Consider the following 11,415-nt stretch of genomic DNA (forward strand, 5'->3'; position numbering starts at 1 on the left):
ATCTTTGCCATATTACTTTGCTTATGCCTAAAGATACAAAATCTTTAGGTAATAACAACGCCTCGGCTTGGGAAAGTCGGGGCGTTGTCATAAAAAAAGAGGGTATGCATTTTGACACACCCTCTTTCCTATTCTTCTGTTTGTGCTGCCGGCCAGTTCACTAAATACAATTTTTCAGTCGCCCGGGTAAAAGCAGTATAAAGCCAGCGGAAATAATCGGATGAAAGCATCTCTTCCGTCAGGTATCCCTGATCCAGAAACACCCGTTTCCATTGCCCGCCTTGAGCTTTATGACAAGTCACTGCATACGCATACTTCACTTGCAACGCATTGTAATAGGGATCTTCTTTCATTTTTTTCATCCGTTCCCGCTTCGTTGGCAAATCGGCATAGTCTTCCAGGATAGCATAAAACAACCGGTCGTTTTCTTCTTTCGAAAGAGAAGGAGATTCTGAATGCAGCGTATCCAACAAGATTTTCGTTTCCAGCTCCAAGTCTCCATAATCAGGAAAGGACAGCAACACATCGGCAAAACGGAATCCATACATCTCTCGAATACGACGTACCCGACGTACTACTGCCACATCACCATTGGCAATAAAATCAAGTTCCTTACAATCGGTTCCCCAGAAATAATTGTTCTTGGCAATCATCAACACATCTCCGCTATTCAACTCATCCTCCCTAAACAGAATACTGTTCCGTATTCCTTTATTATATAAGGAAGCGCGTTTGTTGGAACGACAAATGATAATGGTCTCATCCAAACCGACATGATCATAACAATCATTGATGGCTTCAATCAGTTCATCCCCCGGTACACGACAAATATCCGGAAATCCATCGAAACGAATGCGCGGATACTCAAAGAAATCCTCTTCCACGATATGTGTCCGCAATGCAGTAGCGTTCCATAAGATACCCGATGCTTCTCTCTGACGCACCACCTCTGTAAGTACACATTCTGTCACATTCAGTCCATATCCCTGCAACATGGCTGCTGAAAGAGCCGGACTTTCTTCCTCCCCTATTGGAGGCAGCTGTGCTGTATCCCCCACCAGCATCAGGCGGCATCCCATACCATTATATACATACTGCACCAAATCATCCAGCAAACGACCACTGCCAAAATGCCCTCCAGACAGCCCTTCATTCGAAATCATGGAAGCTTCATCTACCACAAACAATGTATGGCGATGCAAGTTCTGGTTAGCCACAAAGTTATCGGTTTCGTTGGAAAACACCTTTTGGCGGTATATCTTCTTATGTATCGTATAAGCCGGATGCCCCGCATAAGAAGAGAAAACTTTCGCAGCTCTTCCTGTAGGTGCCAGCAACACTACTTTCCACTGCAGCTGGTCGAGCGTCTGTACCAACGCGGCCGTCAATGTGGTTTTCCCCGTCCCCGCATACCCTTTCATCAGAAAAACGGCATCTTCAGAGGCTGATAGCATGAAATCTGCAAAACTTTTCACCGCATTTTCCTGCTCTTCTGTTGGTTTATAGGAAAAATTTCGCTTAATTTGCTGCGATAAATCATTATTTAACATAAAGCCGTATAAAAAGTTTACCTAAGATTGACGTGGTTCAAGTAAATTATTTATTTTTGCGCTACGAATATAAACTAAAAAAACAATATTATCATGAAAACAGTTATTAATCTTGTGTTGGCCATCTGTGTTATCTGCTTGGTATATATATGCTACGGCAGTATTATGGGCCCTATCAACTTCGACAATGAAAAGAAAGTCAGAGAAAAAGCAATTATTGCCCGTCTGATTGATATCCGTAAAGCTCAGCAGGAATATCGTTCAGTTCACAATGGAGCCTATACAGCTAACTTCGATAGCTTGATTGCTTTCGTTAAGACTGCAAAACTTCCGTTCATCATGAAAGTGGGTTCATTGACTGATGACCAGTTGAACAATGGTATGACTGAAAAGAAAGCCATGGAATTGATTAATAAAGCCAAAAAGACTGGTAACTGGAGTGAAGTAGAAAAAGAAGGCCTGCAGAACTTCCGTCGTGATACCATGTGGGTAGCCGTAATGGATACGATCTTTGAAAAAGGATTCAATCCTGACTCTTTGGCTTATGTTCCTTATGGAAACGGTGCTAAATTTGAAATGGCTGTCCGTCAGGATACTACTAAATCTGGTGCTCCTCTGAACTTGTTCCAGGCACAGGTATCTTACGATGTATATTTGAAAGGTCTGAACGAACAGGAACTGATTAACTTGAAAGATATGCAGACTAAATTGGGTAAATACTGCGGTCTGAAAGTTGGTGACATCGAACAGCCGAATAACAACGCTGGAAACTGGGAATAATTTATGGCCCAACCCATTGATTTTAATAAATCAGAACAATATATATTATCCATCCGTCTTAGTACGGATGGATTTTCTTTTTCTATCTATCACCCTCAGTACGAGAGTGAAGCTTATTTCAGTTCTTCACCTGTCAACACACAACGTTCTATGGCGGCCAATGTGAAAGCCTATCTGACGGAAACAGAAGAATGGAAACACTCTTTCAAGCAAGTCAACATCTTGATTCATACCTCCCGCTACACGACTGTTCCATTGGAATTATATGAAGACGAACAGACGGAACTTTTATTCTATCAGAATCTTCCACCTCAAAGCAATGAGGTGATACTCTGCAATATCTTGGGTAAAAGCAATGTGGTGATTCTTTTTGGACTGGATAAGCTGACTCATCTATTTCTGACAGAACATTTTCCCAATGCACGCCTATTTGCTTCCGTCAGTCCACTCACGGAATTCTTCTCACATAAATGCAAGCAGAATGAAGGACGGAAATTGTTTGCCATTCTCCACCCGGAAAGCATGGAAGTGATTGGATTTGAAAAGGAACAACTGACCTTACTGAACTCATATCCCACCTCCAGTCTGCACGACTCATGCTACTATTTGCTCAATGTGTGGCAACAAGCCGGATTTGACCAGGAAAAAGATGCTTTATACATCCACAGCAATACACAAGCAGACCAGTGGGAAGAATTACTTCTTGTATTGCGGAAATACATACGAAAACTTTATATCATTAATCCACAAATGGAATTCAACAATCTGACCCTTAGTCTCATCAAGCAGATTCCATTTGACATGCTATCTTTAACTTCATGCGAGTAATAAGCGGAATATACAAACGAAGACGTTTCGACGTCCCCCACACATTCAAGGCACGCCCGACCACGGACTTTGCCAAAGAGAACCTGTTCAACGTACTCAACAACTACATTGATTTTGAAGACGGAGTGACTGCCCTTGACCTGTTTTCCGGAACCGGAAGCATCAGCATCGAACTGGTATCCAGGGGCTGTGACCAAGTGATATCTGTGGAAAAAGACCCACAGCATCACGCCTTTATCTGCAAGGTCATGAAAGAAGTCAAGACAGACAAATGCCTCCCGTTAAGAGCCGATGTATTCAAATACATTGAGAAATGCGGCATGCAGTTCGACTTTATCTTTGCCGACCCTCCGTATGCCCTGGAGAACCTGGCCCGCATTCCTGACCTGATTTTTCAGTACAACCTGCTGAAACCTGAAGGAATTTTTGTATTGGAGCATGGCAAGAATCTCAGTTTTGAACAACATCCCTGCTTCTTTGAGCACCGTCACTACGGCAGCGTCAATTTCTCTTTTTTCAGAGCAAAGGAGCAAACAGACGAACAACCGACTCTGTAACCTTATTTTTCCAGGAACGCTTTTCCCAAACCCTGGCCGAAAGTAAGATGCAATCCTTCTGATCGGCCAAGAAAATCTCACGTAAAGCCAGTGCCGTCTCTTTATCATAAAAGAAGGCATTGGCTTCAAAATTATGTTCAAAGCTGCGAAAGTCCATATTGGTTGATCCTACCGTGGAAAGCACATCATCACATACCATGAGTTTGGAATGCAGGAAACCTTTCTTATACAAATAAATCTTGACACCAGCCTTCATCATTTCCGACAAATAAGACAATGACCCTTTGTGAATTAACCACGAATCCCCTCTCTTAGGCAACATAATCCGTACATCCACGCCTGCCAGGGCCGCCGTCTGCAAAGCCGCCATAATCTCCTCACTGGGTAGGAAATAAGGGGTCTGCACATAGAAATACCTTCTGGCACCACAGATCGCCATCATCAATCCCTGCATGATGTCACGCCACTCTCCCACCGGGTCGGAAGTCACAATCTGCACCAATACCCTGCCCTGAACTGGAATCTTCGGGAAATAGGCTTCAGAGGTCAGTAAGGTACGGTCAATGGCATACCAGTCGGTCAGGAAAGCCGTCTGAAGTCCATATACAGCTTTCCCCTCCAAGCGCACATGCGTATCTCTCCACACTCCTTTTCCCAATCCCTTCACATAACGTTCGGCCAGATTCATGCCTCCAATAAAACCTACGTTCCCATCTACTACCACAATCTTGCGATGATTCCGATAGTTCACCTTACTGGTAAACTGAGGGAAGCGAACCTTCAAGAACGAGAGAGCTTCAATACCCTCACAAAGCATTTGCTCATAGAAATCATGCGGCACTTTCCAGCAACCCACATCATCGTACAGTACCCGTACCTTTATTCCCGCACGAGCACGGTCGATTAAGGCATCACGAACCAATCTGCCCACTGCATCGTCTTCAAAAATATAAAATTCCATGTGAATGTGATGTTGTGCCTGGTGAATGGCTTTCAACAAATCAGACAACATAGATACAGCATCCGTGTACACCGTTACCTTATTTCCGGCAAAAGGCAAGGCGTTATTGACCCGGTTGAAAAAATCCATCAGCCGCTGTTTTCCATGCTCACCTCCTACCGATAACTGTGCCTGATAGGCTGCCATGGGACGCTTACTTAAGCGTGCATATCCTTTCCGGCTTATCAACCGTTCCTTGCGCGTACTCCGTCCGAAGAATATATAGAGAATCAATCCGGCAAGCGGAAGAAAGAAAAGCACCAGAATCCATGCCATGGTCTTTACCGGACTACGGTTATCAAGAATCACGACAAAGATGGTCGTCAGTATCACTGCAAAATAGAGGAAATAGGCTGCGGCCACAAAGATACTATTCCAGACTGCTATATCCATTCAGGCTTTGGTTTTTAACAAAAATACAAGTTATTTGAAAAAAGGCCAAAAAAATGCCGCAAAAGTGAGACTTCTCTTTTGCGGCATTTCCAACTTTTCTTAGAATCTGCGGGGACCCGGACCATGACCTGGTCCAAATCCAGGACCTCCCATACGAGGACCGGCACCTTTACCGCCAAACAGATTCAGGCGGTAAATAAAGTGAATCATACAGTAACTGTAAATAGCATTGTATTCTGTATCACTTCGCATAGCAGCACTGATGACACGGCTAATATTACTCTGATTACGCAGGATATCATAGAACTGGATGCTGACCGTAGCAGCATTTCCCTTCAGGAAGTCCTGTGAAATCTGTGCGTTCCAAATCAACTCATCACGGTTCATACTTGCATCCGCATATCCACGACGTGAGTTCTGTGAAATATCTGTAGCAAGTGACATGTTCCACGGCAAGCGGACATTCGTACTGGCACCGTAAGAGAACTGGTAAGTATCCATGTTGTTTTCCTCCTTAAAGCTGTTTCGTGAGTGCGTATAAGCCAAAGAACCATTCAATGAAAATTCCCACCAGTCATTCCGGTAAGTACCTCTCAAACGTTCACTCAATGACAACTGACGAGTCTTGTTCTTGTCTGAAAGTCCCTGTGACTGCATATCGCTCATATAACTTACGATGTTGTTATAGCGAGCCATGGTAAACGTGTTGATGGTATATTTCTTGTTTCTCAAAGCCGTATTCGACCCTAAAATACCAAACAAATTCCAGTTTCCGTTAATGTTGTCCGGCTGGGTAATCGTTCCACCTGTCGACTGGTCATAAACGCTTCGGTTACTAATACTGTTCATCACATTCTCAAAGCGGAAATGCGTCATAATACCCCGCTGCGTTTTCGTATTGAAAGTATTATAGAAAGCCATGAAAGTATTTGTAAACGCCGGCTTCAACCCCGGATTTCCTCGACGGATATTCAACGGGTCGGTAGTATCTTCAACCGGAAGCAAATCGGTCATGCTCGGCTGAGAGCTTCTTCCACGATAGGTGATTCGCAACTGGCTCGTCTTCGAAAAATTATAACGGAAATCAAACGTCGGAGTAAAATTGAAGACGCGACGTACTGTAGCGGTATCCAGCTGATCTTTCTTGTAAGTCAATTTTGATTTCTGCGGCTGGAAAGAAGCTCCCACATTCAAACGCATCTTCTCACGAATCCATCGCAATGAAATATCTGCCTGATGATTGTAGTATGTATATTGGGCACTCTTACTATTCTGCGTATCCAGTTCTCCCATGTAATCACCTCCGAATCCCTGGCTAATAACCCAGTCTTCAGGCATCGTATAAGTTGAATTGTCACTCTTCGAACGCTTGTACTGGAAATTATAGCTGAACTGCAAGAAACCACCCTTGAAAATAGGTTCACTATACGTAAAGCGTGCACCGTAATTGTAGTTCAAAGTCGGAGTAGTGATATAACGGTTCAAAATCTCCTGCAGGTCTGCTTCCGTAAGATCCGCTTCCGTTTTCTGGAAATATTCTGTTTTAGATTCAGAGAACTGTTCGCTCGAGCTGTTCGTATAATTATAAGTACCACGGAAAGTAATGTTACGACCTGCCTTTCCTAAGCGGCGATTAATCATGGCCGAACCTCCCACATTGAAATCACTACCTTTTTGCAGGCTGTTACGGAGAATCGTATTGACGATATTCTCTTCCGGAATCAAATCAGACAAGTTATCCCCCGCATTCAGAATCTCATCGGTAGAATATCCCGGATCCTGATTGAAGGTATATGAATGGGTGCCACTTCCATTATTGTCTTTTCCGTAAGTCAGACGCGGACGAACGATTACCGTGGTCATGGTATCCGGTTTCCATTCAATGCGGAAATCAGCTGTCAACGAAGTGGTTTTGTTCCGGTTAGACGTCAACGCATTTTTGAACGAACTGCTTGCGGAAGAAACGAATGTTTCCGAAGCCTGCTTGCTGATGATATCCGCATCCTTATAATTATAATTTACACTACCACCGGTTTCCAGTTTTTCACTCTGAGTGCTAAAATTAAAACCACCCATCTTGATACTGGTCAATCCATTCTGTCCACCCCAGCGGAAACCGCCTCCACCACCAGGATAACCATTGTCGTTCACATTGTTCATAGAACCGATGACAGTAAACTGATTGTTCCCCACAAAACGGTTCAACATTATCTTGCCACTATAACGGTCCTTTGTTCCGGCGGCCAAGTCCACATTACCAAACCAGCCTTTGTTCATTCCCGGTTTCACACTCAAGTCGAGCACGGTTTCTTCCTCTCCATCATCAATACCTGTCACTCGAGCCAAATCAGACTGTTTATCGTATGCACGTACCTTATCAATAATATTCACCGGCAGATTCTTCATGGCGATATTCGGATCGTCCGCAAAGAATTCTTTTCCGTCAATCATGATTTTCTTGATTTCCTTACCGTTGATGGTAATCTTGCCGTTCTCATCCACCTCGGCTCCCGGCAATTTCTTCACCAGTTCCTCCAAAGCGGAGCCCTCCGGCACACGGTATGCAGAGCTGTTATACACCAACGTATCTTCTGCAGCTGTCACCTCCGGAGCTTCTGCCACTACCACCGCCTCTGCCAGCATAATGGCATCTGCCTCCAATGGCACTTTACCCACATTCGCTCTCAGATTGTTCCTGGACAAAACTATTTGCTTGAAATAAGGCGAATAACCAATGTATGAAATTTTCAACAAATACTTACCCGGACGTACTGATAAAGAGAAATGGCCGTTCAAGTCCGTCACATTTCCCACTACCATCGAGCTGTCCTTCACTGAAAGGAGTTGCACGGTAGCCTGAATCACAGGCGAATTGTCTCCCTTGTCTATTACCGTTCCCGAAACGGAACCTCGGCTGCCCCCACTTTGTGCAAAAGCAGAGATGGCTACCCCAACCATCAGCAGCAATCCCAATAAAAACCTTTTCATTGCCTTTTCTTTTTCTTCCATTGATTAATTGTACCTTTGACAATCATCATGGAAAAAGGTTTAACCCTCTATCTTCTTTTTTTATTTATTTTCGTCTGAAATTCTTCTCTATTCTCGCTTTCTGCATCAAAAATTCCTTGCAGAACACATTGATTACCATATATACAATACCTACGGAATTATCTGCTTCCTGCAAATTTCCATCGTACGCTGACTTCACCAGCATTACTACATAATAAATTCCCCACAGATAAAGCGAAATTACCATCGCTTTCCGACGAATGGCAGCTCCCTCCTCTTCTTCATCTTTCATCCGGGCCAGAAAAATCATGAACAGTGAAATCCAAATCACCAGTTTCATTCCCAGTTTCACATACAGCAGATTTCCATCGTCTACCTGCCCGAACATATACATCAATAAAGGTACAAATACCGCCAGCAACAGCAATACATACCCTAACAAACGGCACGAGGCCGGTAAAATTCCTTTCATAACTTAATTTATTTTTATTGGCACAAAAATACTTAATTATAAGGCAATATCCGACATCTTCTAACTTTTTTTCTAAATTTGCGGCTAAAACAAATACACTTATGAGCAAACAGGAAGTTATCATTTGCCAAAATTTTACCGCGGAACTCAGCCAGAAGATATCCGCCCATTCATACGACAAGATTTTTATCCTTACCGATGAACATACCTGCCGTTTCTGCCTTCCCCTACTGCAAGACATTCCCTGCCTGAAAGAGGCTGAACAGATTGTCATCGGTCCGGAAGATATACATAAAAATTTAGAAACGCTGGCCTACGTATGGAACCAGCTCAGCAGCCGGGGAGCCACACGTCATACTCTCCTGATCAACTTAGGAGGCGGAATGGTGACCGACTTAGGAGGCTTTGCCGCAGCCACTTTCAAGCGGGGCATTGCCTGCATCAATATCCCGACCACCCTGCTCTCCATGGTCGATGCAGCCGTAGGCGGCAAAACGGGCATCAACTTCAACGACCTGAAGAATGAAATCGGCTCTTTCTACCCTGCCGACCAAGTATTGATTGACAGCGAATTTCTGAAAACTCTTGACCCACAGAATCTGCTTTCCGGTTACGGGGAAATGCTGAAACATGGCCTCATCAGCAACCAGGCACACTGGAGCGAATTGCTCAAATTCGACTTGAACCACATCGACTACTCCCAGCTGCAAAACCTCATCGGAGAGTCCGTACAAGTGAAAGAAGACATCGTGGAAAAAGACCCTTATGAACAAAACATACGGAAAGCCTTGAATTTCGGACATACCATCGGGCATGCTTTCGAAAGCTTTTCCCTAAAGACGGAACATCCAGTGCTTCATGGTTATGCCGTAGCCTGGGGAATGGTTTGCGAACTCTATCTTTCCCACCTCCGTTGCGGCTTCCCCAAAGAAGCATTACGCACTACCATCCAGTTCATTAAAGAAAACTATGGCAGCCTGTACTTCACCTGCGATGATTATGATACTCTCTACGACCTGATGAAGCATGACAAGAAAAATGTGGCTTCCGGTGTAATCAACTTTACCCTGCTGGGAGGAATTGGGGATATCCGAATCAATCAGACCGCCTCACAGGAAGAAATCTACGAACTGCTGGATTTTTATCGAGAAACAATGGGATAAGTCCCTTGTAACCCAACGAGCCTTTTCCTGACAGTCAAATTGAATTTTAAAATTAGATGAAATAATTGCGGAAAAAGTTTGCTTATTCCGAATAAAGCACTACCTTTGCATCCGCAATTCGGGGTGTAGCTCAGCCCGGTTAGAGTACGCGTCTGGGGGGCGTGTGGTCGCTGGTTCGAATCCAGTCACCCCGACTGGTAAAAGAGGCAAGATATTGATTATCAAGCCTCTTTTTTATTTCTCAACACTTTTTTCAACACCATTTTCCAATAAGTTGCGCAAAAAGCAACCTATTCTCACTTTACGCAAACCTCTCTTAGAAAGATAATAACTCTCCAAATAAGTATATCTGTTTAGTCCTCAACAAGTCATAATTAATACGGGGTTCAGTATTATTCAGTAATGCTAATTGACAGCGTTTCAATATTTTACCCATATAATTTTTACCGTCAGAATAAGTTCCAATATATTGAATTTTATTCCTCTCTGATTGAATAAGCGCATCTAATTCTAGGCTATTCTTTTTTATTTTTCCCTCACGTACCTTCTTCATGTATTGTAAGGTAGTGTAACGCTTTACCTTATCCCTAGCCTCTTCAAGTTCCACATTCTTGCATCCCCATGATGAACTTGTGCCCTCATGTATTGTCGTACTATTTTCAATTATGATTGCGTTTGGAGGGAGTAATTTTAATTTTTCTGCAAAATCTCTATTCTGACATTTAGCCCATATAACATACAACATCCATTCAGTTCTGAATGAATCCCAATCGGCTCTTATTAATGCTTTGTTTGCGTTTTTCACCTTCTTTTTGGCTGTGTAGCCGTTTTTTTCATATAATAGCTGATTTTGAATACGTTTATGCTCTTCTGTATTGTTTGAAAATTGACCGCAAAGATAAGCTGATTCAGAAGTATAGAACATGTGTCCATGTAGGCTAAACGGATAACCCGAACACTGATTACCCAAATCTAATATTATGCCATCTTTAGTGTCGGATGCTGTTTTGAAAGCCCAACAATCTACCTTAGTTGCATCATGTGTTTGAATTAGCTCAAAGTCATTGATGTTAAATTCATAGTTGTTTCCATTTGTTGAATTTTTAATCAACCTTCGATTTTTCTCATTTAGAGCTTTGATTTCCTTCACTTGCTTTGGTAAAATGCTAGTCTCATACTCTATCTGTTCCACCAACTTCTGTAATTGACGGAATGATTTAATCTTGATTATCTCATCATTATACTCAATATACCCTTGTACTCCAACAGTGATAGGAGTTATGACATCTTCCATTAATTCAGATATGGGAATACTCAAACCATCAGCAATTTTGACCAATAACTTATGGCTAAGAGGATATTTCCCATTTAGAATTTTAGATATTGTTTCATGAGCTATACCGCTTCTCTGTGACAGTTCCCTTTGGCTCATACGAGCCTCATCCATAATTCTCTTTATATTGTCTATTTCTCTCATAGTGATATAAAAATCAATATGGATGTAAATATATGAATTTTTAATCAACTTGAATATACAAAAATAGCGCAAAACAGATAAAAGTGAATATCCATTTTGCGCTACATATTAATTTTTCTATGTAAATAATTTATTATCAGGTATTTAAACTCATATTCCAATATTCACTTTTGAATATTAGTGAAT

At 42.6% G+C, this 11,415-nt stretch carries 9 protein-coding genes and 1 tRNA gene; 5 read left to right on the forward strand and 5 right to left on the reverse strand.

The genetic code is table 11. The features are described 5' to 3' along the window. Positions 1-128: 128 nt before the first annotated feature. Positions 129-1,550, reverse strand: a complete 1,422-nt coding sequence (locus tag H6A28_RS14460; protein WP_204480963.1) for an ATP-dependent DNA helicase — start codon at positions 1,548-1,550, stop codon at positions 129-131. A gap of 93 nt (positions 1,551-1,643) precedes the next feature. Here H6A28_RS14460 and H6A28_RS14465 point away from each other — a divergent pair, with 93 nt between their 5' ends. From H6A28_RS14465 to H6A28_RS14475, 3 genes are read left to right on the forward strand one after another with little or no spacing between them, the layout of a single operon-like run. Next, complete coding sequence (locus tag H6A28_RS14465; protein ID WP_204475444.1) at positions 1,644-2,330, forward strand: hypothetical protein; 687 nt, start codon at positions 1,644-1,646, stop codon at positions 2,328-2,330. 3 nt (positions 2,331-2,333) lie between these two features. After that, a complete protein-coding gene (locus H6A28_RS14470) occupies positions 2,334-3,158 on the forward strand; it encodes a DUF3822 family protein (RefSeq protein ID WP_204480965.1) in 825 nt (274 codons plus the stop codon). Further along, positions 3,149-3,715, forward strand: coding sequence for an RsmD family RNA methyltransferase (locus H6A28_RS14475; RefSeq protein WP_204475446.1), 567 nt, complete (start codon positions 3,149-3,151; stop codon positions 3,713-3,715). The genes H6A28_RS14470 and H6A28_RS14475 overlap by 10 nt, the downstream gene beginning before the upstream one ends. On the opposite strand, the gene cls is transcribed toward H6A28_RS14475, so the two are convergent. The 3 genes from cls to H6A28_RS14490 form a co-directional block, all read right to left on the reverse strand. Beyond that, entirely contained in the window at positions 3,675-5,108 is a 1,434-nt protein-coding gene (gene cls, locus H6A28_RS14480) for a cardiolipin synthase (RefSeq protein WP_204480967.1), read from the reverse strand. The two genes, H6A28_RS14475 and cls, sit on opposite strands and share 41 nt — an antisense overlap. Positions 5,109-5,207: 99 nt before the next feature. Then, a complete protein-coding gene (locus tag H6A28_RS14485; RefSeq protein WP_204480969.1) occupies positions 5,208-8,096 on the reverse strand; it encodes a TonB-dependent receptor in 2,889 nt (962 codons plus the stop codon). Between the two features lie 85 nt (positions 8,097-8,181). Further along, positions 8,182-8,589, reverse strand: a complete 408-nt coding sequence (locus tag H6A28_RS14490; RefSeq protein WP_204475449.1) for a hypothetical protein — start codon at positions 8,587-8,589, stop codon at positions 8,182-8,184. Between the two features lie 101 nt (positions 8,590-8,690). On the opposite strand from H6A28_RS14490, the gene aroB reads away from it, so the two are divergent. Together aroB and H6A28_RS14500 are read left to right on the forward strand one after the other, a co-directional pair. After that, positions 8,691-9,752, forward strand: coding sequence for a 3-dehydroquinate synthase (gene aroB / locus H6A28_RS14495; protein ID WP_204480971.1), 1,062 nt, complete (start codon positions 8,691-8,693; stop codon positions 9,750-9,752). Positions 9,753-9,871: 119 nt separating this feature from the next. After that, positions 9,872-9,946: transfer RNA gene (locus H6A28_RS14500), tRNA-Pro, on the forward strand. A 122-nt stretch (positions 9,947-10,068) separates the two neighbouring features. Here H6A28_RS14500 and H6A28_RS14505 read toward each other — a convergent pair. After that, a complete protein-coding gene (locus H6A28_RS14505) occupies positions 10,069-11,229 on the reverse strand; it encodes a helix-turn-helix domain-containing protein (protein WP_204480973.1) in 1,161 nt (386 codons plus the stop codon). Positions 11,230-11,415 lie beyond the last annotated feature (186 nt).

Origin of the sequence: Bacteroides mediterraneensis, assembly GCF_016900355.1 — a bacterium.
In the GTDB taxonomy this organism is placed as follows: Bacteria; Bacteroidota; Bacteroidia; order Bacteroidales; family Bacteroidaceae; genus Phocaeicola.